At 38.2% G+C, this 23,092-nt stretch carries 21 protein-coding genes, 4 pseudogenes and 1 riboswitch; of the genes and pseudogenes, 9 read left to right on the top strand and 16 right to left on the bottom strand.

The annotated features are described in order from the left end of the window. Positions 1 to 8: 8 nt before the first annotated feature. The 3 genes and pseudogenes from HEQ36_RS15075 to HEQ36_RS15065 form a co-directional block, all read right to left on the bottom strand. Positions 9 to 818: a toll/interleukin-1 receptor domain-containing protein gene (locus tag HEQ36_RS15075; protein ID WP_168634736.1), complete on the bottom strand. Its 810-nt coding sequence runs from the start codon at positions 816 to 818 to the stop codon at positions 9 to 11. After that, positions 811 to 1,134 (bottom strand): annotated as a pseudogene (locus HEQ36_RS15070) (hypothetical protein); the annotation flags it as partial. The pseudogene HEQ36_RS15070 and the gene HEQ36_RS15075, both read right to left, overlap by 8 nt. Before the next feature lie 151 nt (positions 1,135 to 1,285). Further along, positions 1,286 to 1,420, bottom strand: a pseudogene (locus HEQ36_RS15065) (HAD family hydrolase); the annotation flags it as partial. 223 nt (positions 1,421 to 1,643) lie between these two features. Between HEQ36_RS15065 and HEQ36_RS15060 the strand changes: the two are divergent. Beyond that, complete coding sequence (locus HEQ36_RS15060) at positions 1,644 to 2,600, top strand: hypothetical protein (RefSeq protein WP_168632220.1); 957 nt, start codon at positions 1,644 to 1,646, stop codon at positions 2,598 to 2,600. Positions 2,601 to 2,640: 40 nt separating this feature from the next. Here HEQ36_RS15060 and HEQ36_RS15055 read toward each other — a convergent pair whose 3' ends face one another. Genes HEQ36_RS15055 through HEQ36_RS15045 form a run of 3 tightly spaced genes read right to left on the bottom strand, consistent with a single transcriptional unit; the run spans position 2,641 to position 7,033 of the window. Further along, positions 2,641 to 2,898: a hypothetical protein gene (locus HEQ36_RS15055; RefSeq protein WP_168634735.1), complete on the bottom strand. Its 258-nt coding sequence runs from the start codon at positions 2,896 to 2,898 to the stop codon at positions 2,641 to 2,643. A gap of 30 nt (positions 2,899 to 2,928) precedes the next feature. Then, a complete protein-coding gene (locus HEQ36_RS15050) occupies positions 2,929 to 6,705 on the bottom strand; it encodes a tetratricopeptide repeat protein (RefSeq protein WP_290707985.1) in 3,777 nt (1,258 codons plus the stop codon). A gap of 1 nt (position 6,706) precedes the next feature. Next, on the bottom strand, positions 6,707 to 7,033 hold the full coding sequence (locus tag HEQ36_RS15045) for a hypothetical protein (protein ID WP_205748373.1): 327 nt from the start codon (positions 7,031 to 7,033) through the stop codon (positions 6,707 to 6,709). Between the two features lie 389 nt (positions 7,034 to 7,422). On the opposite strand from HEQ36_RS15045, the gene HEQ36_RS15040 reads away from it, so the two are divergent. The 3 genes and pseudogenes from HEQ36_RS15040 to HEQ36_RS15030 all read left to right on the top strand — a co-directional run bounded on the left by HEQ36_RS15040 (position 7,423) and on the right by HEQ36_RS15030 (position 9,457). Further along, complete coding sequence (locus HEQ36_RS15040; RefSeq protein ID WP_233455354.1) at positions 7,423 to 8,337, top strand: amino acid ABC transporter substrate-binding protein; 915 nt, start codon at positions 7,423 to 7,425, stop codon at positions 8,335 to 8,337. A gap of 281 nt (positions 8,338 to 8,618) precedes the next feature. Continuing rightward, positions 8,619 to 9,032, top strand: a pseudogene (locus tag HEQ36_RS15035) (IS4 family transposase); the annotation flags it as partial. Positions 9,033 to 9,121: 89 nt separating this feature from the next. Next, complete coding sequence (locus HEQ36_RS15030) at positions 9,122 to 9,457, top strand: hypothetical protein (protein ID WP_168634733.1); 336 nt, start codon at positions 9,122 to 9,124, stop codon at positions 9,455 to 9,457. 480 nt (positions 9,458 to 9,937) lie between these two features. On the opposite strand, the gene xseB is transcribed toward HEQ36_RS15030, so the two are convergent. Beyond that, positions 9,938 to 10,177, bottom strand: coding sequence for an exodeoxyribonuclease VII small subunit (xseB, locus tag HEQ36_RS15025; RefSeq protein WP_053540542.1), 240 nt, complete (start codon positions 10,175 to 10,177; stop codon positions 9,938 to 9,940). A 27-nt stretch (positions 10,178 to 10,204) separates the two neighbouring features. Here xseB and HEQ36_RS15020 point away from each other — a divergent pair. Beyond that, positions 10,205 to 10,618: pseudogene (locus tag HEQ36_RS15020) on the top strand (VOC family protein); the annotation flags it as partial. A gap of 225 nt (positions 10,619 to 10,843) precedes the next feature. After that, positions 10,844 to 11,092, top strand: a complete 249-nt coding sequence (locus HEQ36_RS15015) for a hypothetical protein (RefSeq protein WP_053540543.1) — start codon at positions 10,844 to 10,846, stop codon at positions 11,090 to 11,092. A 234-nt stretch (positions 11,093 to 11,326) separates the two neighbouring features. On the opposite strand, the gene HEQ36_RS15010 is transcribed toward HEQ36_RS15015, so the two are convergent. The 3 genes from HEQ36_RS15010 to HEQ36_RS15000 form a co-directional block, all read right to left on the bottom strand. Then, positions 11,327 to 11,788, bottom strand: coding sequence for a DUF29 domain-containing protein (locus HEQ36_RS15010; RefSeq protein WP_168634732.1), 462 nt, complete (start codon positions 11,786 to 11,788; stop codon positions 11,327 to 11,329). A 32-nt stretch (positions 11,789 to 11,820) separates the two neighbouring features. Further along, positions 11,821 to 12,000 carry a hypothetical protein gene (locus HEQ36_RS15005; RefSeq protein WP_168634731.1) on the bottom strand — a complete coding sequence of 60 codons (180 nt, stop codon included), beginning with the start codon at positions 11,998 to 12,000 and terminating at the stop codon, positions 11,821 to 11,823. Between the two features lie 586 nt (positions 12,001 to 12,586). Further along, complete coding sequence (locus tag HEQ36_RS15000; RefSeq protein ID WP_168634730.1) at positions 12,587 to 13,927, bottom strand: hypothetical protein; 1,341 nt, start codon at positions 13,925 to 13,927, stop codon at positions 12,587 to 12,589. A gap of 320 nt (positions 13,928 to 14,247) precedes the next feature. Between HEQ36_RS15000 and HEQ36_RS14995 the strand changes: the two genes are divergently transcribed. Continuing rightward, positions 14,248 to 15,135 carry an IS982 family transposase gene (locus HEQ36_RS14995; RefSeq protein ID WP_168634808.1) on the top strand — a complete coding sequence of 296 codons (888 nt, stop codon included), beginning with the start codon at positions 14,248 to 14,250 and terminating at the stop codon, positions 15,133 to 15,135. 251 nt (positions 15,136 to 15,386) lie between these two features. Here the strand turns inward: HEQ36_RS14995 and HEQ36_RS14990 are convergent, their stop codons facing one another. From HEQ36_RS14990 to HEQ36_RS14980, 3 genes are all read right to left on the bottom strand, one after another. Further along, positions 15,387 to 16,100: a hypothetical protein gene (locus HEQ36_RS14990; protein ID WP_168634728.1), complete on the bottom strand. Its 714-nt coding sequence runs from the start codon at positions 16,098 to 16,100 to the stop codon at positions 15,387 to 15,389. Positions 16,101 to 16,567: 467 nt separating this feature from the next. Continuing rightward, on the bottom strand, positions 16,568 to 17,596 hold the full coding sequence (locus HEQ36_RS14985; protein ID WP_053540546.1) for a serine hydrolase: 1,029 nt from the start codon (positions 17,594 to 17,596) through the stop codon (positions 16,568 to 16,570). Positions 17,597 to 18,086: 490 nt separating this feature from the next. Then, the gene (locus tag HEQ36_RS14980) at positions 18,087 to 18,494 is read right to left on the bottom strand and encodes a DUF1636 family protein (RefSeq protein WP_168634727.1); all 408 of its coding nucleotides are present in this window, start codon (positions 18,492 to 18,494) and stop codon (positions 18,087 to 18,089) included. Between the two features lie 337 nt (positions 18,495 to 18,831). Then, a riboswitch (cobalamin riboswitch) is annotated at positions 18,832 to 18,974 on the bottom strand. 158 nt (positions 18,975 to 19,132) lie between these two features. On the opposite strand from HEQ36_RS14980, the gene HEQ36_RS14975 reads away from it, so the two are divergent. Beyond that, a complete protein-coding gene (locus HEQ36_RS14975) occupies positions 19,133 to 19,912 on the top strand; it encodes a hypothetical protein (protein WP_053540548.1) in 780 nt (259 codons plus the stop codon). A gap of 646 nt (positions 19,913 to 20,558) precedes the next feature. Here HEQ36_RS14975 and HEQ36_RS14970 read toward each other — a convergent pair. Continuing rightward, positions 20,559 to 20,966, bottom strand: coding sequence for a universal stress protein (locus HEQ36_RS14970; protein ID WP_027404639.1), 408 nt, complete (start codon positions 20,964 to 20,966; stop codon positions 20,559 to 20,561). Positions 20,967 to 21,054: 88 nt separating this feature from the next. Here HEQ36_RS14970 and pgk point away from each other — a divergent pair, with 88 nt between their 5' ends. After that, complete coding sequence (pgk, locus tag HEQ36_RS14965) at positions 21,055 to 22,257, top strand: phosphoglycerate kinase (protein WP_053540549.1); 1,203 nt, start codon at positions 21,055 to 21,057, stop codon at positions 22,255 to 22,257. A 55-nt stretch (positions 22,258 to 22,312) separates the two neighbouring features. On the opposite strand, the gene HEQ36_RS14960 is transcribed toward pgk, so the two are convergent. Further along, positions 22,313 to 22,747, bottom strand: a complete 435-nt coding sequence (locus tag HEQ36_RS14960; RefSeq protein WP_168634726.1) for a type II toxin-antitoxin system VapC family toxin — start codon at positions 22,745 to 22,747, stop codon at positions 22,313 to 22,315. Next, complete coding sequence (locus tag HEQ36_RS14955; RefSeq protein WP_168634725.1) at positions 22,744 to 22,965, bottom strand: hypothetical protein; 222 nt, start codon at positions 22,963 to 22,965, stop codon at positions 22,744 to 22,746. Before HEQ36_RS14955 ends, HEQ36_RS14960 begins: the two co-directional genes overlap by 4 nt. Positions 22,966 to 23,092 lie beyond the last annotated feature (127 nt).

Below are 23,092 nucleotides of genomic sequence, written 5' to 3'. Positions count from 1 at the left end.
GTGTCTTATTAATTTAACAATAGTTGTTGGATTATATTAACAATTTCGTTTTTATTTTTTCCTTTTTTTTCTAGCTTATTTTTAATTTGATTCATAATGTATTTATTTATCAGTAATTCTTGAGAATTTCTATATGCAGTAAAAATAGGAATTTTACCCAATCGAGGCAATATTTTATTTTTGTTTTTATCATTATTTTCTGCAATAGCATCAACTAAATCATCAACTAAATCATCAATAATTTTTTCAATAGCATCAAACCATATTGTAGCGTCTGCGTAGGGATTATCCTTTCTATCATAAATATCTTGAATTACTAAGTCTACTAACTTTTCTTTATTCGGTATTTTTCCTGGCTTTATCTTTATCTGTTCTGCTGAATAATCTTCTGGTTTCTGGCCTTTTATGCCCCATTGTAATAAATCTAAAACACGTTTATTGACAATTTTATTGACTATCTCACCGTCATAAATATTTATATAATTGAATTCTTTCAAAAAAAGCATATCCGGGGGTAAGTCGGACACTCCTGGCAATAACACAGGAATTACTGGTATATTCTGTTTTAAACACATTGACAAAATTACTTTTAATTCCAGTCCTTGCCACATTCCTAATCCACTTTTTCCAATAAATATAGCGGCTGATTTACTTAATGGAATTCCTTTTTGTATTGCATCTTGAAATAAACTTCCTGGACGAATTTCTTCTCCATCTAACCACGAGGTTATACCACGCTTTTTAAGTGCTTCATAAATAACTTTAAGTACAGGCTTATCTATACTATTGTGAGCTAAAAAAACATCAAATTCAGCCATTGTTCACTTCCTTTTGTTTTTCCTTGACTCCAGCAATTTCCGCTAATGCGTTGGCATATTTTTCCAAGTCTTTCCTCAGTAATTCTAACTCAGCCCTCAATTTTGTTTCTTCAGACCAATTGCGCTCATGTTCTTTCGCACTCAGATGAGGAGGACGCTGTGCTTCCCATGTTTGTAAGAGAGGATGCCACTTAGCAAGGAAAGGACGCAAACCGTTATTTAAGACTGCGATCGCAATTCCTCCCACTGAATCAATTGATGCTCCCACATCAGGACCTGCTTCCTTTAAAACTTGTCTGGTTGCAGGAAACAAGTTAGTTAAGCATTACATAATTTCGCAGGATTTTAGCTAAATATGTCATATTACTTAAAAATCAAACTTTAGATAGTTGACGGGTAGGACGAGAGTATCAAATTGTAGTTCTCGGTAAGGAATAGACGGAACTGCTTGCAGCAGCGCTTCACTATCGCCCTGTAGAGTAGACTATCTTTGTCCCATGTTGTTGGCGGTGACTTTGCAAGCGATCGCTCAACAATAATAATGCCTGATCATCCCCTACGAAAGTATGATCTAAATCGGTTACGAATAAGAACTTAGTCACAGTCAACTCCTTTTGTGAGGTTAATTCACAAAAAGTGTATGCTGTTTTGGCACTTAGCGCAGAATTGACGAATTTAGTGGTTAATTAACCTTTGATTTTTCGCGCAAAAACAGTATTTAGATGCTTGACAATTGATTTGAAATTTGCTATGATAAATTTGATAAGGAAGAACTATCTTAAAATAAATACCAGAATAGTCAAGCTGACAACCCAGCGGGGAATGATGACACGACAACTGCACGACCAACTGGCTAAAGAATACCTAGAAGAATTATTAAAACCTTTAGGTAAGGTAGAAACCAGTAAAGATGTCAAAAGCGAAGTTCAGGAAATAGATGTTTGGTTTGTTCCGACGACAACAGCGATAAATTCTGAATTAGGATTATTAGGAAAAATGGCAGTTAAAAGCTGTCTTTTTGAACCTTACCGCAATGCACCTAACGAGGTAGAAATTAGAAGTTGTTTGGTAAAATTGTATAGCGTTCAGGGTGAATTATTACGACAAGCAAAAAGAGAAAAACGTTCTATCTCTGAAGAAGAATTACCTTTTCTATGGATTTTAACACCCACTTGTTCTGAAAGAATCTTGGAAGGGTTTGGAGCAAAAACAAAGGAGGGATGGGAAAAAGGAGTTTATTTTCTGCCAAAATACCAGAAAGCAGCTATTGTGGCTATTAACCAGTTACCCATGACAGAGGATACACTATGGTTAAGGGTATTAGGAAAAGGTAGAACTCAAAATGAAGCTATCAGCGAAGTAGTTGAACTATCAAAAGAGAACGATAAATGGAAGTATCTAGTAAGAATTTTCGCATCTTGGCGGAAAAATTTAGAATTGAATAGTAATGTCAATGATGAAGAGGTAAGGGAGTTAATTATGAGTTTATCACCTGCGTATCTTAAACAGTGTGAAGAATGGAAACAAGAGGGAATAGAAGCAGGAAGACAGGAAGGAAGACAGGAAGGAAGACAGGAAGGAAGACAGGAAGGAAGACAGGAAGGACAAAAAGACGGACAACGTTTGATGGTCGAGAGTTTGTTAGCGGTGCGTTTTGGTAATTTAGATGAGGAGTTATCTGCTATTATCAGTCAGTTGATGGAACTTTCTCCCACAGAAAGAACTCAGTTATTACTTAATCTTTCCCGTGAGGAATTATTAGCTAGGTTTAAGGTTGATTAGACATATCCTAAACAAGGAGGCGTTTTAGTCAACGTCTCTTTTAATCTTTATCATCAGCATCTTGTTGTAAAATACGATTATTCAATCGCTCATATTCATCCTCTAGTAGCCACATTTTAGCGGCTTCATAATTGTCACTGGTAAAGATAATTTTATCGTTTTGTGCAGTGTTATGGATACAGAATTTTCCTGATTGTTCTTTGACTAACATCAGAATGTAAGGAGGAGATATCAAAGTATCTACCCAGATTTCTGCAAACTCCCATTCAGTTTGTTGTTTTGATGTTTGTTGCAGCATTTTCAAAATTTGGAAGTTTAAGAAAGTACCTTAACCATTTGCCATTTGTTGCACATCATTAATAATTCCCCTCACTGTCTCAGCATCGGGAGATTGAATATGCTGAAATATCTCTAAAGACTGTTGTAAATATTCCAGGGCAGTCACAAAATCTCCTTGTTGTTTTGCTATATGTCCTAACCACCATAATGTCATCGCTTGACCTTGGACATTCCCAATACTTTCTTTGATTTCTAAAGACTGGTGAAAGAGAGTGATCGCTTCCTCTATTTTTCCCGTATTGGCGTAGATACCAGCTAATTGGTGCAAAGTAGCGGCTTGACCTTGGACATCCCCAATGCTTTGTTTGATTTGTAAAGATTGCTGGTAGAGGGCGATCGCTTCTTCTATTTGCCCTGTGTTGGTGTAGATACGAGCTAATTGGCCTAAAGTCGTGGCTTTACCTTGGACATTACCAATGCTTTCATTGATTTGTAAAGACTGCTGGTAGAGGGCGATCGCTTCCTCTATTTTTCCCGTATTGGCGTAGATACCAGCTAATTGGTGCAATGTCGCGGCTTGACCTTGGACATCCCCAATGCTTTGTTTGATTTGTAAAGACTGCTGGTAGAGGGCGATCGCTTCCTCTATTTTTCCCGTATTGGCGTAGATACCAGCTAATTGGTGCAAAGTCCCGGATTTACCGTAGGCATTGCCAATGCTTTCATCAATTTCTAAAGACTGCTGGTAGAGGGCGATCGCATCGTCTATTTTTCCCGTATTGGCGTAGATAATAGCTAATTTATGCAAAGTCGCGGCTTTACCATAGGCATTACCAATGCTTTCCTCAATTTCTAAAGACTGTTGGTAAAAAGTTAGAGCCTTATCAAATTGTCCTTGGTCGCTATATATCTCTCCAATACACGACAAAATACCTGCTTCGTACTCAGCATTATTAATCTCTCTACTGATTCTTAAGACTTGTTCATACTTCTCCAAAGCCTCTGAGAATTTGCCTTGATATTTCAGCAGAATTCCCATTTCAGCAATAGTAGCTGCTTGTTGCACAACATATCCAATACGTTCTGAAATTTCCAGCGATTTCTCTAGAAGAGATATACCTTTATCAGTTCGTCCCTGATCAATATGAATACGTGCCATATTATGAAGTGCTGTTGCCTTGCCTTGAAAATCACCAACACGTTCCTTAATGTCTAGAGACTGTTCATGAAGATTCAATGATTCGTCTAGTCTTCCCTGTGTTTGGTACATTACGGCAAAATTGTTAATAATCGCTGACAAATTGATTTCATCATCTTCAGAACACAGGTCTAGAGCTTTTTGATAATGTATGGCACAGTTTTCAATATCTCCTAGTTTTTCTTCAGCGCGGGCTAATTCATGAAAAATTTTATAGTTTTGAGCAATTTCTATAGTTGCTCGACAAACTTTGATTATTTCTCTATATCGACAATTCCAATACCAAGAGTTAGTTACACTACCTGCTATTTTTACCGCAATCTTATCTATCTTCCCGCATAAGGCTAACCGATGAATTTCTAGCTCTTCTTCCTCTGTAGAAGTTTCTGCTTCTTCATACCACAGACGATACAACACCTCAGCCGCTTGTTGATGCAAGGTTTCTACATGAGTGGATAACGTCAACGGCAAAATTCTCGGTACTCGCAACGACTCATCAGGACTAACTTCCAACAATCCCAATGCCACCGCCCGATTGATATAATCTGCCAAATTGGGGATATTTTCACAAACTGCGGTTAATGCTTCCCTGGGGACTGGTAACTCAAACACCAAACCCTGTGACAACATTTCCCCCATTGTTTGATCCATTTGTTGCAGCAAAGCTTCAGCTAAAACCTGTTCTCGCAACTCCACCGCATCAACTTCTAAACGATTGAGAATTGCAACTTGGTCAACTGTGGCATTTTGCAAAATCTTATCCAACCATTCCAGCAACCGGGGATTACCATCAGCCAACCTCCGCGCTTGAGATTTCAACGCCTCATCTACCTGAGATTTTGCCCCAAAAGCCACAAGACGACTACACTTTTTTCTTAAATCTGCCCCCCTCATTCCCTCCAACGGCTGTTTATAGAAATACCGCAACTGGCTAAACTCAAAATCATAACGACAGGTGAGAATTAACCGATGATTGCTGTATGTTTCCCGAATCGCCCAAACTAAAGCTGTTAAAACCTCTGCGGCTATTGGTTGCAAACGACCTAACCCCCCTAACCCCCCTTCCCTGCGAGGGAATGGGGGAACTAGACTCCCCTCTCCTTGCAGGAGAGGGGTTGGGGGAGAGGTCAATTCTAAATTCACCTCAAAATCATCCAACACCAACAAAAACGGCTTTTCCCCAGCGTCCGACAATTGCTGAAATACCCGCTTTAACCTAAATCTCAATTCCTCATCAGGATTTTGTAGCTGTTTGCGTTGTTCGTTATCATCCAACTTGTCCACCAACCGACTAACTAAACTCGGTTCATCAATTCTCCCCACCAAGACAACACGCTGAAAATTCGGGAGTCTGTCACAGAGTCTAGCAGCTAAACTACTTTTACCTAAACCACCCATGCCATAAATTAATACCCCTATCTCGTCGCTTGATTGTGTCAGCGTCCTTAAACAACTTTGCAACTGACGACGACGACCAACAAAACTCTCACGAGTGGGGACTTTCACTTTTCCCGCAGGATCTAAAAATTCCGTACTCACAGAAAGCGGTGGTGCTAGTTTCCTTCCAAGAGTCCGCAATGGTGTCACCAATTCTCCTGGTAAACTATCGGCTGCATATAATCGCAATAAATGCCAATCCCGCGCTTGGTTTTTGATTAATATTTGATAGGTACTGGCAACTGCTTCCGTGATTTGCTTTCCGGCTGCTAATTCTTTATATAATGTGGCTGCTGCTTCCGTTGCATCAGTTTCTAAAACTTTTTGTCCCCATCCCAAAACCGCTTTAGCACCTGCTTTGAGTAATTCTTCCGCCATTGAAGGGACTGAACCATAATTATCACCATCACCACCAGCTTGTCCAGTGCGACAACCAGAAAGGAAAATCAATTTGGGGATTCGGAATTGTAGTGCGGTAGCGATATCTTCGGCACTGGCATTATAAGCCTCGCCGGTTTCCGTTTCGGTAATAAATTCCGGTTGTCCGTTGGTAATTGTCGCATGACCGGTAATATGGAAAATATCAAAATAATCTTCACCGTAATAATCCACTAAATAGCGCAATTCCGATAAACAACCGCTTTCCTCCACTGTCAAAGCTAAAGGTTGTCTTCCTGTCGCTTCCAAAATTCGCGCTTCCTCGGCTTCAAAATCTAATACAGGTTCTACTCCTTGGGGGGAAGTAGCCATAAATAAAACTTGCAAAGCGCGGTTCTCTGGTTTTGTTTCCACAGACAATGTTTTTACAGAGTCCGATGATACCCACCGTACAGGAATAATTGACCGTTCAACGAGAAAGGTTTTACCATTGTGCAGAACTTCCCAAGGTAAATGGGCGAGTTTTTCGGCTGTAGCAATGGCTAAAATGATTCCTTGACGCTGATATTGATTGATGAGTTTTTGTAACCATCTGTCAGTCCCATCTAACCAGTTATACAGCCGTAACCCAGTCACTGCATAATCTTCAGCAAATGAGGAAACGTAATAATCTCTTTCTGCTAACTCAATTAAATCGGTAATTTCGCTCAAGGGGAGTGTACGTCTTTCGTATTGGTTGTAATTATCAGTAAAGTAGCGTAACTCTACATAATTACCTGCAACAGCTTTCAGGTCAAGGTGAAGAATCTGCACGTTATGATTCTAAAATTTGGCGAATTTCATCAATTGTGGCATTTTCTAACAGTAATCGTCTACCATTGCGGCCAACAATCAGAACTTTATCAATCTTTTTACCTGATTGTTTTTGTTTATACTCTTGATACCATTTGCGGATTTGTTCAGCAATAGCGATCGCACCACCCACCAAACCGACTATAGTGGCAACTGTGGTAATGACCGCCTCTTTCTTCACGTCTTCCGAATTTACGGTATAGTTCCCAGTTATACCTTCAATTGCCAAAAGTTCCTCTGTGGCTGTAATTGCGTCTTCACCTTCAATAGCAAATTTAATTTCTGTCATAAATTTACCTAAAATAGCTAATTTCCACGTTTATAAACCATTATTTTAAAATATCATAGAGCAAGGATGATGACTTTGCAAGCGATCAATTCCAATTAAATCCTGACATATAACTATCAATAATTGTGCAATACCAAATTAAAATGAAGTTGTATAGAATCAGATTTCCAGAATAATTGACCGCAGATAAACGCAGATAAACGCAGATCAAGACGGATAAATTAATTGGTTTCATAATTCTGTGCAGGGTCTAATGTGAAGAATCATTTCTAGAACTGTTAACTTGGTCTTTAATAGAGATAATTTAATCATTTTGATTCTATGGATTCCCCAAGATTAATATGTTTGTAAGTACCAAAATAAATCTCTCCCATTTACCTGCTTTTACTATGTCGAAGATATATAAAAATATTGCCCCTGTGATCTTCGGTTTGATATTATCAGGATTAATACCCGGTGTTGCTAAGGCAGAGACAGTGATGGAAAAAGTAGCCCGAACAGGAGTATTAACTGCTGGTACAAGCAAAGATGCTTTACCATTTGCCTACTCCGACAGTCAAGGAAAATTGACTGGTTATTCTGTGAATATGCTAACTTTAATCCAACAGCAATTAGAGAAAGAATTAGGCAAAAAAATTACACTTAAATTAGTTGCAGTTACCCCAGCAGCAAGGATTCCCAAGATAATTAACCGACAAGTTGATATTGTCTGTGATGCCAGTAGTTTTACTTGGGAACGAGATAAAAAAGTTGATTTTTCTATTAGTTATGGTGTCACAGGGACGCAAATTTTAATTAAAAAGGAAACCAATTTAGGTTCACCAGAATCCCTGATTAATAAGCGTGTGGGTGTGTTAGCTGGAACTACCAATGAACAAGCAATCAAGCAAATACAACCCCAATCTAAACTTGTATATTTTAAGACTAGACCGGAAGCATTTGCAGCTTTGGAACAGGGTAAAATTGACGCTTTTGCATCCGATAGTATTCTTTTAGAGGGATGGTTACAAACAGCAAAAAATCCAGATAGTTTTGCCATAGTCCCCCCTCGTCCCTATTCACGAGAAGGAATTGCTTGTATGGTTCCTGAGAATAACTCTAAATTCCTCAATGCAGTGAATTATTCCCTCGTCAAATTTATGCAAGGATTTGTGAACAATAACCCCAAATATGTGGCGATTTTTGACCGTTGGTTTGGTTCTCAAGGTGCTGTATATCTCAATCAAGATTTACGTGATTTAGCCGTAGAAACCATGCAATTAATGATCGAGTTTCATGAACCAATTCCCCAAAAAGATTTGTAGGATTTAGTTATTAATTAGCATTTCCTCATCATATCGAGTATATTATAGCCCCATCCTCGCTTGCGGGACTACGGTGTACACACAACCTTACCCAGAAAGCGTTTGGAGATGTAAAAGGGATTAAATTTCCAAAAGAAACACAAAAGAAAGTAAAGTAGAGAGAGAAAAAAGCAAGGGGAAAACACAGGTGGAAAATCCAATTTTAATTCACGGGGAAAATATCAGATGAAAGCATTCGGAGACCCAAGACGGTTAAAAAGGGGGCTAAACTGTATGCAGCAATGGCACAACAGCAAACCGTAAATATTCGGAGAATAAGCAAAAATAGAGCCGAACAAGTGGGATATTATAGATTCTTAGAGAATGAGAATGTAAGGATAGGAGAACTAGTTGCCAGTGTGGGAGAGCATTGTGCATTAAATGTGAATGGAAAACATATATTAGCAATTAATGATACGAGTGAAATTAACTTGCAGTCACATATAGGGAGACTGAAGCCAGAAGGAATAGGAGTAGTAGGGAATAACAAAGATGTGGGATTTTACATTCACCCAACACTGATATTAGATGCAGAAAATGGATTCCCGTTAGGGTTAAGTACAGTACAACTGTGGACTAGAGAAATAGACCATGCAGATAAGAATGAAAGAGAATATAAAAACTTACCCATAGAAAAGAAAGAATCCTATAAATGGATTACAGCAAATTGTCATCAAACCCGGAACAAGAACCCCACCCCCAACCCCCTCCCCGCAAGCGATGAGGGGGCTAAGATGTACCTTATATGATTGGAAATCGCTGTAAGTCAGCCGAAGAAACGAAAACCTGCTTGAGTCTGTGTGATGTAAAAATGGTGACTCATATCGGAGATAGAGAAAGCGATATATTTGAAGAATTTGCCAGAGTACCAAGTAAAAATCATCATTTATTAATTAGAGTCGCTCAGAATCGGCGGTTGAAGAATCAATCAGAGTCACTATATACGTACTTAAGTCAGCAGCCTTGTGAGGGAACTTATACAGTTTCCATTCAGGCCGATTCACGCATGGAGAGAAAAACTAGAGAGGCATTACTGTTAGTGCGTTGTGCCAAAGTTCAAATTCAACGCATAGATTTGTAAGGGTTGAGTAGTGCTCATTGGTGTTAACTTAAGTTAAAAATGGTTTATCTGTTGGTTTCTACACCCGCCAGAGAATAAATTCTCTGTCTCATAGCTCAAGTCCGTTAAAACGGACTCAGAAATTTTCCAAGTATTTAGTCATCTTCAGATGACTTTCGCTATTAGCAAGGAACTTGAGTTCCTTGCGGGATATAGGTTTTACGTAATTACTTATCAATAATTCTCAGGTTATAATTACTAGGATTTTTTAATTTTGCATAGGTGTATTCAGTAATTAATAGAGATACACGATAATTTTAAGTAGTGAGACAGAATTAATTACACAATGTCATTGCGTAAGCGTTGCGTGGCGTTAGCCATATGGAACGAAGTGAAATGAAGCAATTCCAAGATTTGTGATTGCTTCCCTTCGCTCGCAATGACTGTAAATATTTTTGTCCAATTACTTATTGTCGCATATTTCGGTTGTCTCCCGTTTATTTACTGGTCATCATCTTGCAAAGTTTCAATTAACAAATTTACTTGCTGTTGTCGCTGCTGTAAAAAACTATCACATTCTTGTAAATACTCAACCGCAGTCGCAAATTCCGTAAATACATCGGCTAATTCTAATTCACCTCCCTCAATGCGAGTGATAATAGTTTCAATTTCTGCTATCTTAGCTTCATAACTTCCTCCATTTGCAGATATGGATTTAACCGAATTATTCCGTTTTACCATAAATTTTTCTACCTACCTCAATAAATTATGAATTTAACCAGTAATACAACAATTAGCAGTGTCTATGAAGTCTGTATTGGTGTCCCAGATGCTATTTCCGCAATTCAATATTGGCAACAATTTGGTTATCGGATTGGAGAAATAGGAGAATTAACCGCAACTATAGCTTATCAACTATATCGGGTAAATTCACCTTTACAGTCAATTCGACTTTATCATCAAAATGCAGATCATGGATTAATTCGGTTAATGATTTGGCAAAATCCTACATCTGCGGGTTTAGGTATCAGTTCTATGAAAAGAAAAGGTAATCGTTGGGGTACTACCTTAACTGCTGATATACTGGGCCTTTTAAATCATGCGGAAGCAGCAAAATCAATTGGTGAAAATATTCTTTACACTCAAACTCACTGGGAAGTAATTTATAACAAAGATCAACAAGTCTTGGATTTGGGAAGAAACCACCGGGAAAGCAGGTAGGTGCTAAGGGGATGTGGCGAAGTACACCCTTAGTTGCGACTCAAATCATACCGGATCATCCTGAAAACTGTGCATCATGTAATCAGAGCTTAGAAATAGACCCAGCCATCAAGCCATACATGGGCTATTACGTTTTGGAATTAGAGAAGCGAGATTCAGGAATTGAAGTGGTTTGCGTTCTTCATCATGACTATCAAGCGACTTGTGAATGTGGACATCAAACCAAGGGCAGAACGGGCTTTACGACATGCTGTCATTTCCCGACGGATTAGCTATGGGACTCGTACCACTGAGGGTAGTTTAGCTTATTGCTCTATTTTGAGTGTTGTGCAAACCTGTCGGTTGCGAAAAATCGACCCTTGGACTTATGTAGCTCAAGTTCTCACTCTTGCTCGTCGGGGTATCAAACATCCCCCCATTCCTGTCACCTCTTAATTTTCCACGCTAGGCGATTCCTAGGTCGCGCAACGCTTACGCCTTCTTGATATCTCTAGTATAAAACATCTCCCTATTCCTGTTGCCTCTTCATCCCTTTTTCCTGGGGGGTGTGAACAGTTACTTACAAAGGGGGGCTAAATTCCTCAAAGTCCCGCTTTTCAAGGGGGATTTAGGGGGATCTGCGGGTGTCAGATCCTACACGAAAAAGTTTTCAAACAACCTCTAAAAAAATTAGGGGAAATATTCATTATTAAGAATATCTTCAAGACTAAAAGGACATTGCTTTGGAAAAATCTCACCAGGTAAACCTGTCTTTTGAATTGCTTGTCTTCTAGCTTTAGTATAAACCTGTTCTAAACAACTCAGGAAATAGTTGTAAAGTGTTTTGGAGCGAAAAGAAAATTCCAATTCGTCACGGAAGTTAGAGATTTCAATTTGCCAACCTCGTTGACAGGTTTCTTTTTCAGTTTCCCAATAACAACAAAGCAGAAGATGGATTAATAACTGCTTCAAATAACTTTCTACTTTGCGTCTTTGTTCTATTCCCAATGCTTCAATCTCTTCTGCTAAATGCTGCCAATCTAAATTATTAATATCTCTGTTTTCTAGCTGTTTGAGTGTGTTTTCTATCCACAGATAATGATCTGTTTCATATAGTGTTGATTGTATATGTGTGGAAATTGTTGTGGTCATACTTTATCCTTTGGATAACAGACACAATTATTTTAACATAATAAGTTAAATTTAGTTCCTAACAAAGTATTATTCTCAATAATTATAACAATAGAAAGGTGATTTCTACAGAGTGCTATTTCTATTCCTTCGGTCTTATCAGGGATATGAAACCCGATGCCTGCGGCGAGGGGAGCGATCGCCATAATACTGGGAAATTTTTGCTTATACATATTAATTAAAATATATTCTAATGCAATCTAATTTAAGATTATATTTTCTTGCTTATACTAAACGGAGATGATGAAAATTTTTAAGAAGATGTATTGGAAAATTTTTTTATACTTTACAAGGTCACAATTTGAGCTTTTGCCTAAAGGGGATATATGGACGTAAAAACGCAAGTTATGACCTTCTCAAGTATAGTAGGGGCAATTCATGAATTGTCCCTATTTTTTTGATTTAGTTCCAAGTTTAATCTTCTTATAATCTTATCTAAACCATTCCTAAACCAAAACGATTCATTGTATCTAATACATCATATAGATTTTTATCTATATTTTGAGATTGTTTGTAAAAAAACACTTCTGGAGATGTCTAAGTCTAATACTTAGGCGAAGGAAAATTTTATGGCTTTCAATAATGTTGATTGATCTATCTAACGCTTACTAAAGGCAACGCCCAAACTGTAAAACTAGGTACGACCATTGGTAATATTGGGATTGAAGGTATTTCCTACGATCCTAAACAGTTTGTTCTTGCTTAGAATTTAATTAGCTCATCTGGGTTTAGCGCAATGCGTTAAGCCCATGATGGTTATTAATTAACAGATTTCCAACCTCTGACTATATTTTCTGTAATTAGCTGCTCGGCTAGTTCTTGGGCGCGGGTGGAGGATAAAGCATAGGAAACAGATACTTTTAACGGTTCTTTGCGCTTAGAAGAAAAATCTGTCCAGTAGACTAGATAGGGTATGGTTTGCTCACCACTGTTTTCTACTACCACTAATTTACGAACCATGTCTGTACCTTTGGTGTAAACTTCCCGCCGCAGAATTTTGGTTTCGGTTGGCGCGATAGCTTGTAATTGGGGTAACTGGGGACTGTTGATAATCTGCTCTAATCTAGCACCACCATTTTGTACTTGTTTATCAAGGCGCAGTTGGGTGAAGGTAGCAAAGGTAGGACGGGGACAGGGGTATAATCCTAAAAATTGATAATCACTGCCATCCCATGCCATTAGTTGAGTGAGATTGGGGCGATTGCTTCCAGTTACAATGGTTAGCAAATCTTCACCACTCAGTTCGACAACATATTCAGGTTTGACAAATTGGATTGTTCTGCCATCACTGTCGGTCATGGTCAGGGGATTTTCCACATGGATGGCACTAAACAGATTCAGAAATTGTAACCTCTGCTCATCGCTGAGGCCAGAACCAATGCGAACTAGGGTTTGCCAGTAGGTTTTGCTGTCGTCGGTTTTGGGATAGTTCATTGCCACCAGCAAGGAAGTCACACCATACATTCCTTCAAATTCTCCGGCTACATAGCCAATTACCACCGCATCTAAGGACAGACGGGGCTTAATTTTATAGGTTTCTGCCCGTTGCAATCGCCGTATCACCATGCCCTCTTCCCCAGCAGCGATCTTTTCGGCAAATAGGCGCAAAAGTTGATCTTCCGGCACAATTGCCCCTGATGGGCGATGATATGGGGCTGTGGGGTCACTACCAAATAGTTCTCCCAATAAATTCCAAGTCTGCTCAAATTGTGATTGATTGGCGCGTAGGTCTTTGCCATCGAGCATGATCACATCTAACATAGCTAGTTTGAGTTTATCTATCGCCCCAGCATCTTCACTAAAGGAAATCCTTAACACATCCCCAATGGTGGCACGGCGGTCATGGATTTGTTCCTGTAAATACAGTTCGGCTCTAAACAATCCTTTTTGGACAGTGGATTGGCGTAAAACTCCTTCTAAGGCATCAAGGGCAGGGAAATTAATCCGCACCCGTCCAGAGGGAGCATTAAAGCAAAAGCAGACATTTTTAGAGCGTTCAAAATAAATAAAAACCCCTTCACCATCAACTTTGGTAGTTTGCAATACTAGTTCGGTGGTGCCAAATCGTTTACCCAGTTTGTTTTGAGTCAATGCGATCATTTTGCGACTAACTTGGGTTTCGTATTGACTAGCGATTTCCAGCAGAGTTAAGTCCCTAACTGCACTACCACCTGAGTTCGATGTAAGAAAACCAGCTAAAAATGAGTATTCAAAAGGGTTAGAGGCTTTTCTGGAAAGAGCCTATATTCTCAATAAGCCTTAATTATTGAGAATTAATAGGAAACCAGCCTAGATTTAAGTAAATTTTCATAACAAAATCTAAATTTATATTACGAATACTATTTGAATACAAACTCAAAGTACCTCAGATTAGGGACAATAGAAGAGGTTTAATTAAAGAAAATTAATGATTATAACTCATGGAATTAGAAACTATTTTCTGTGAAATTGATGATTTTTGTACCTATTTTGAGCCAATATTTCAAGCTCAACTTATCCCATCCCAAATAAAAAAAAGAATTAGACCCAGCCGATTATGTCTAAGTGAAATTATGACAATAATTGTGTATTTTCATCGCTCTAGTTACCGCAATTTTAAAGATTATTACCTGAAACATATCTTCAAATATTGCCAAGGTGAATTTCCCAATTTAGTGAGTTATCAAAGATTTGTTGAATTAATGCCAAATGCTTTAATTCCCTTGATGTATTATCTGAATACACGAAAAGGACTCAATACAGGTATAAGTTTTATTGATAGTACCTCTATTCCCATTTGTCATTCTAAAAGAGCCAAGACAAATAAGGTCTTTAAAGATTTAGCTGGCTGGGGGAAAAGTTCTATTTGTTGGTATTTTGGGTTTAAACTTCATTTGATTATTAATGATCAAGGAGAGTTACTTGCGTTTCAAATTACTCCTGGAAATACAGATGACCGAAAACCTGTTCCCACTTTGACTAAGAACTTATTTGGGAAAATATTTGGAGACAAAGGATATATTTCTCAAAAACTCTGGCTTGAACTTTGGTCTAATGGACTCAAATTAATCACTCCTTTCAAGAAAAATATGCGGAATAAGCTCTTGTCCCTGGAGGAGAAATTAATGCTCCGAAAACGCTCTTTAATTGAAACTGTTAATGACCAACTCAAAAATATTTCACAACTTGCTCATTCTCGACATCGAAGTGTTACTAATTTCATGGTTAATGTTGTTGCTGCAATAATAGCTTATACTTGGCAACCTAAAAAACCTTCTTTAAGATTTGATGAAAATGAAATTGAAACCTTACCAGTTTTATTAGCTTAATTACCAATTAAATATCAATATTACCTAATAGTAAATACATTTCAAAAAATTAATTTTTTGAGAACTTTTTGGCGTGGGCTTTAATTCTCAATAACCAATACTTATTGACAGAACTGTTGCTGTTACGTACTTTTAGACTTTTTATTTACATCGAACTCAGGTGCACTACCAGTAGCAATCTGATAATTACCAGTTTTGGGAACTAATTTAGAAATATCAATATAGGTGTCGAGCATAGATGCCTCCCTAGTTTATTCGTCCACGATTTTTAGTTCACGATCGCTCAACAGTAGCAATAATTTATACTTACCTTCGTTTTCACCCTGACCAATTTCACCATACAAAAATCCGCGATAGGGACTACCCTTTTCCCGAATCACCAGTGGTTGATTACCTTTAGTACCAGCCCCCACCACGGCTACTTCCTGGTTTTGATGAAGTTCTTGGGCGATATTAAATAAAAATTCCATTGTCACGCTGTCTTCATGGACGATTTGATAGGTATACCGGAACACAAAGTCCGTAAATGCTTGGGTAATAGGGAGACGTTTACCTGTTTTAATAGGAAGGTGATCGTTGAGATTGGATTTACGAATCAGATGGGGGCGGCGTTCTTTTTCTTGTCCTTGCTGATCGTAAATAATATCAACAAATTTAAAGTCAGTGACGGGTTTGAGTCCATCCAGGCAATTACTAGAATTGTAATAAGCGGTGGAAATCATCTCTGTTTCCAATATTTGTCCTGCTCCCTCCAATTTTAATTCTGGGTCAAGAGCGATAAAATCTGACGGTTGAGCCTGAAACGGATCGATCATCGCATTAATGCCATTGATCAGTTTATAAGGCGTAATTGCCCCTACCTGAGTTTTTTGCTGAATTACTGGTTTGGGACGGCGGCGTGGCAACGATTGCAAGGATAGGCGGGCGGTTTTACCTTGATGTTCTAAGTGTAGAATAGTATCCATAATTTATACTCCTGATCATTAAAACATAGAAAAATTTAGTTCATCGTCTTCTTCTTCCTCAACTTCAGCATCAAAAAAATCATAGGCGATCGTCAACCCCACAAATGCCGTCTTTTTCATTTCCCCAATTAATAAAAACGCCTGTTCAGCTTTAACTAACAGATAAGCCTCTTTGGGAATATAGGTTTTGCGGTAATTAAATTGGGTAGAATATAGTCCATTACCGGCATTACCTCATCTACACTCAAGTTAAATCAAGTTGGTGGAGATACTGCGATTGTCTTCAATAATCAAACTTTAGCGACTCTCACTGGGATTCAAGCTAGTAGTTTGAATTTGACAGATCCTAAACAGTTTGTCTTTGCTTAGAATATAATTCACTCCTAGTACACTGGGGGGTAAGTTAATGATCATCATCTTTTTAGTGATTGAAAATGATTGGTTTATTTACGCCCTGTGGTACTTGTCTATAATCTTACTTGGTTACTTACTTTTGCTTGGTCAAAATAACCATATACTACCTGAGAAACTTGACGAATAAAATCTGTTCCTCTAGGATCATTATTTGGTCTTTGCACAAAAACTCCTGCTAAATAACGCTTACCTGATGGCGTTTCAATAATACCCGCATCTCCTAATATAAACCTGAGTGTCCCTGTTTTGTGCGCTATCTTAGCACCAGAACCTAAACCAGAAGGTAATAAACTTCTATTATGACAACCATTCATAATACCTATTACTTGTAATTGACTTGTATTGGAAAGTAACTGATTATTTTCCATTAAAGCTGATAGTTTTACCAAATCTTTAGCACTGGTTTTATTAGTTCCTTGAAAATCTCCCAGGCGATTTCGCATCACAGTATTTTGCAATCCCCAACTGCGAAATTTTTGATTTAATTGAGTAATTCCACCCAAACGCTCTATGATCATATTTGTGGCGGTGTTATCGCTAATAGTCATCATCCTAGTTGCAGTTTCTAAGAGACTAAACTTACTTCCTAACCGCCCATACTGCATATTTCCCGAACCACCAGCAATATGTTTTTTCCCCATAACCAATGTTTCATCTAATTGAATTTTTCCAGCATCTACTTGCTGAAATAAAGCAACCAAAATTGGATATTTAATTGTACTAGCAGCCGCAAAAGATTTATCGCCATTAATGCTTAAATAATCTCCTGTGTTCAAGTCCATAAAAAAGATACCAGGAGAAAGAAACTTGTAGCGAGCCATTAATGTTTTAATAGGAGTTTGTAGTTCTGAGATTTCTCTTCCCAAAGGAAATATACCAGTGAAGTTATGAGTCTCTATTGGACTGGTATTGCTGACAGAATCTGGAGGAATAAATTTAATTTCCGGCAATTGTACACTTGATTTATTTTGACTCCAGCTATTTGGGTTCTCAAGCTGGTTGTTATCAGGATTTGCTTTAACTGGTAGAGATAATAAAAGAGTAGCCGTGATACTAAATAAGATCAATGAATGTAGTTTCATGCAGTTGTATGAGGAGAGGATTGAATTGACTTACAAAAAAAGGGAACAGGGAACAGGGAACAGGGAACAGATAAGAAACACTCATTTGCACCAGTTTAGAGCTTCAGTCAAGAAAAAGATGTTTTTAAAAGATGCGTAGCACGAAAAAAAACAGTGTCATTATTTCAATCTCATGTTTAAAAACATGAGTTTTTTCTGTTCCCTGTTGCTTCTTCCTCTAAAAGATATTTTCTAGATAAGTAAATGAAATCAGGATTGATTGATTTAGGTGTTGTTTTTAGAGGTCATTTTGGGTTATTTTTTTTGATAAGTAAGTAGGTGAACACAATAAAACCAAACTGTGTAAAGAAATGTAAAATCGCCTAAACCCTCTTCACTCTTGCCTCTTGCCTCTTGCCTTTTGCCTTGCCATAACGACAATTTTCAACGCCAACCTACTTAATCGGATGGAATTAATGACTCAACTGATTCTTCTGTTTCCCATTCCCTATCAACTATTGTTGTTTAATTTTGCCCACTTATCTAGTGCGGGAATCTTTGCTAAAATTCCTTTTTTTAAAGGTTCTGGACGTTCTGACCAAGGCAATACACCATCATATTTTGTATAATACTGACTTGCACATTCTAGTACCGCAGATGGACTACTATCTACTGGTAAATCACCAAAGAGATAGGTTGATTTTCCTTCTGCTACAAAAGCAATCACGCAGGAATGACTGCAAGCGCTCATACATTCAACCCCCTGAATGCAGAATTGATTGTGCAATTCACTATTTTGAGCAAGTTCTTGAAGTTGTTTTAGTAGTTGTTCACCTTGACTTTCACCAACCCGCTTACCATCTTGCCAATTACTACCACAAGTAGTACAGACAAATAGATTATGTTTTTGATTGAGCATTGATTTAGAAATGATAATTCAGAAACGCAGACATAAGAGTTTTTACAATATGGCTACTGTAAAATGTGTAAAGAAGCATAATTAACCACACGCAAAAACGGACAATATTCACTTACTGTCATCTTTTCTATTATTGTCAAAATATATCTAACGAAGATAGCAATAAGTCTCACCTATAAAAGCTTCCCACTTTCTTAAGTGCAGGATTGCAAATAATTAAATTGACGGTTAATAATCTCAGAACAGTACACAATTTGTAGGGTTTCTCTGGGGGTCTAAACTGATTAATTCCTATGGAAACATTCATGGTCTGAATCATCTGTACCACGCAGATGGATGTGAGTTTTTTGCTTTCGGCGGGCATTCTGACTTAGAGAATAAATCTCCTTACATCTGCGGGACAGTGCCGGATTTACACCAGACTTTCCCCCTTGCGTTTAATGACTGTTTCCCATTAAAACCGATTCAGTTGCGAGAATACTATATTTTTTATGTCTTGTCAATAGACAAGGGAGGATAATTCTGTTTATTGTTTTGCCCAGAGGCTGAATGAAGTATCATTTTTTTATGCTGTTGAGAAGATAAAAAAGGGATTATTTACAGTAAATTGTTAATTAAACTCTTTGTGGAAATTAGATATGCAGCTTCAAGAAGCCTCTAACGTTGCCGTCATTGTTGGTGAAAATGCGGTTACTGTTGCTCAATTACCTTGTGTGTGGCAGGATATTGCTAAGGGCAGGGCAAATGTCAGATTTAGTAATCCACAAGTCTATGTAGAAATGGCGCAGTTGTTTCAATATAAACTGCAATATGGTGATGTTGATTTGTTTAATGACCGCCCCCAGTTATTTCGGCTAATACCTTCATTCTCTGAGTTATTTGGGCAACTGGCATGGGAAACTCTGGAATTCTACGGTCACGACTTTATGATTCACAACTATCCAAACTTTAAGGCAGTTTTGCATAATTGTGAGTCAAAAGGTTCTGAGTACAATAATGAGGTCAAGGTAGCTCGCATCGGTTTGGAACTTTTTGATGAATTTGGATATGATTTACCAGCTAGTTTCTATCATGTGCATTTAGCCCCAATTTATCGAGATCATGTGTTTGAAGAACGGGCTTTAAGATTTGATCAAAGAGATATAGAACATAAGCGTTCGTGGGATGCTATTCTACACGCAGGTAAGGTGTTTGCAATGCAAATGAAGGTGCAAAGTATAGCATCTAAATACGGTTTTACTTATCAACATGGCTGTGGTTGTAACTCCCATTTATCTTCTATTGATGAGTCTTCTGGTGCATTTGAGTATGAATTAAGTTTGGAGAAACGTCAACGCTGGATTCGGAGTTTTATCTGGACAGCTTGGTATGAATATGCAATGTTTCCCATTGTCCCGAATACTAGTTATCTTGTCTAAGTAGGGTTTGCTGAAACAGTTATCTGTGAAGGCAGGTATACTGAAAACGGTTCATAATTTAACCAAATATGAAACCCCTCTCTCCTTTTGACCTCTCCCTAACCCTCTCCTAAGAGGAGAGGGAAAAGGAATAATATTTAATACTGGAGAGGCTTTGAACTTGTTCTTTAGACTTCTCCGGTAAAGATTGTAGAGACGTTCCATGGAACGTCTCTACAAGGGTTTCAAGCGACGCACATTTAATTCTCGGAGATGTGTTTTGTATGATAAAAAAGTCCAGCTTCTAGCCGTTTTGAGTATAAGTAGGTGAACACAATAAGTAATTGGACAAAAATATTTACAGTCATTGCGAGCGAAGGGAAGCAATCACAACCCTTGGAATTGCTTCATTTCACTTCGTTCCATATGGCTAACGCCACGCTGCGCTAACGCAATGACATTGTGTAATTAATTCTGTCTCACTACTTAAAACCAAACTGTGTAAAGAAACGTAAAATGGCTGAAAACTTCTTTACTCTTGCGTCTTGCCTTGCTATAACGACAATTTTCAACGCCAACCTACTTATTAGAGGCAGAGCCTCATCAGCTGCATTCCTAGTCAGAGACTAGGAACGAGATGTGGTAGGAATTTAAGCGTGATACTTAATCAAGGAACAATCAAGACGGGACAGGGAGAAAGGTTAATTACCCGTGCGGTAACGCTATCAGTTGCGCCTTCATCCGTTAAGCCTATTCCTCGACAGCCCATGATAATTAAACTGGCTTCAACTTCATCAGCAACATCACAAATAGTAAAAGCTGGTTTACCTTGTCTTTCTAGTAATTCGGCTATGATTCCTTGTCCAGAAAATAAAGCCTGGGCATTTTCTAGGAGTTTGGCAACTGCTTCTGGAGATACCATAGGACTGGTAGCCGGTGCTTCTGAATCTGGCTCTTCAACGACTGAAAGCAGAATTAAGCGACTGCCATAGGTTTGCACAATATTGGCAACTATATCAGCGGCCTCTCTGGCTTCTCGACTTTGATCAATGGGAAATAGAACTGTTTTAAACATATCTCACCTCTGCACCCCTCACTCCGGTAAAATCTTGATGGTCATATTTTGAAGACAATAACAGAAAAGTAATCAGGAGAGTTTGGCTGTGTCTAAAAAAAGTTTAGCAAGTTTATCTGCGGCTGATATATCTGGAAAACGCGCTTTGGTACGGGTTGATTTTAACGTGCCTGTGGATGATCAAGGCAACATCACTGATGATACTCGGATTCGGGCGGCGTTGCCAACTATCCAAGATTTGACCCAAAAGGGTGCTAAGGTCATTTTAGCAAGTCATTTCGGTCGTCCCAAGGGTGTAGATGAGAAATTACGTTTAACTCCCGTCGCTAAACGTCTGTCTGAGTTGTTAGGACAAGAAGTTGTCAAAACTGATGACTGTATTGGTGATGATGTGGCGGCTAAGGTTGGCGCATTGGCAAATGGTCAAGTGCTGTTGTTGGAAAATGTCCGCTTCTACAAGGAAGAAGAAAAAAACGATCCCGCATTTGCGGAAAAATTGGCTGCTAATGCTGATTTTTATGTAAATGATGCGTTCGGTACTGCACACCGCGCCCACGCTTCTACTGAGGGTGTAACTAAGTTTCTGAGTCCTTCTGTGGCTGGTTATTTGGTTGAGAAGGAATTGCAATATTTACAAAGTGCGATTGAAGTACCTCAGCGTCCTTTGGCGGCTATTATTGGCGGTTCTAAGGTTTCTAGCAAAATCGGTGTGATTGAAACTTTGTTGGAAAAGTGCGATAAGTTGATCATCGGCGGTGGGATGATTTTCACCTTCTACAAAGCCCGTGGGTTGAGTGTTGGTAAGTCTTTGGTGGAAGAAGATAAGCTTGAATTAGCGAAGTCTTTGGAAGCTAAGGCTAAAGAACGTGGTGTGGCTTTGTTGCTACCTACAGATATTGTCTCCGCTGATAAGTTTGCTCCTGATGCTAATGCTACTACTGTCAGCATTGAAAATATCCCTGCCGATGGTATGGGTTTAGATATTGGTCCTGATTCTATCAAGGTTTTCCAAGCGGCTTTGGCTGATTGCAAGACTGTGATTTGGAATGGACCTATGGGTGTGTTTGAGTTTGATAAATTTGCTGCGGGTACAGAAGCGATCGCTCATACTTTAGCAGAAATTGGCAAAACCGGCGCAACTACCATTATCGGTGGTGGTGACTCTGTAGCGGCTGTGGAAAAGGTCGGTTTAGCTGATCAAATGAGCCACATTTCTACCGGTGGTGGTGCGAGTTTGGAGTTGCTAGAAGGTAAGATTTTACCTGGTATTGCAGCTTTGGATGAAGCATAATTGAAAGTATGAAGGATGAAGTTTTAGGCTTTGTCCTTCATTTCCAAGAATTAACTTAAATCCAATCTTTTATCAGGTGGATATTTGGAATATGCCGATAAATGGCATTGTACAATTTCTCATCAGCAGTAATAAATTTACAGTTTTCTCTGATGCTTAAAACTACGTAAAGGCTATCATAGACAGTTCTTTGATAATTGACTGCAAACTGATAAGCATCTTTTAATAATTCATCAGCAGGAAATATTTTTAACTGTATTTGCTGAAATAAATCAACTATCATCTCAGCTTCCTGATTAGTTAAACCTTGAAATCGCTGTATTTTCCAAACAATATTACCAATTTCTGCATAAATTAAGTCTGGTGCAATCAAGGTAATTTGTTGTGCTTGATAAGCATCAAGTATTTTATTTGCTTCTAATGAATAATCTTGAGCAATAAACCATTTAATGGCTACACTGCTATCAATGACAATTTTATCTAAAATCATCTGTCTCTATCTTCTCGTAATAATTCTGTCAAATCAGAAAATTCTCCATATTTTTGCTTTAGGTTTTCTTGCAGGGTATGTATTTTCTGAACAATTTCAGTTTTTTCTATGTTGTTGCGTTTACCAAGATTAACCTGATTAATTTTTTCGTCAACAAGTCTATTAATTAAAGATTCTAAATCCTGTAAAGTCATTCCGGCAATAGATTGGTTTAGCATATTTGATCAACCTTGAGTAGTAATATCAGGTTTGTTTTAACTACAATTTATATAATATCAAAATTGTCTATTAACTAAACTGGTTTAATTCTAGCATACTTACTTACTGGGGAAAAAATCAGTCAAT

The organism is Anabaena sp. 54 (assembly GCF_017355725.1).
GTDB classification, from domain to species: Bacteria; Cyanobacteriota; Cyanobacteriia; order Cyanobacteriales; family Nostocaceae; genus Dolichospermum; species Dolichospermum heterosporum.
Note: the sequence above shows the minus strand (reverse complement) of the source record. Positions and strands in the feature narration are given on the sequence as shown.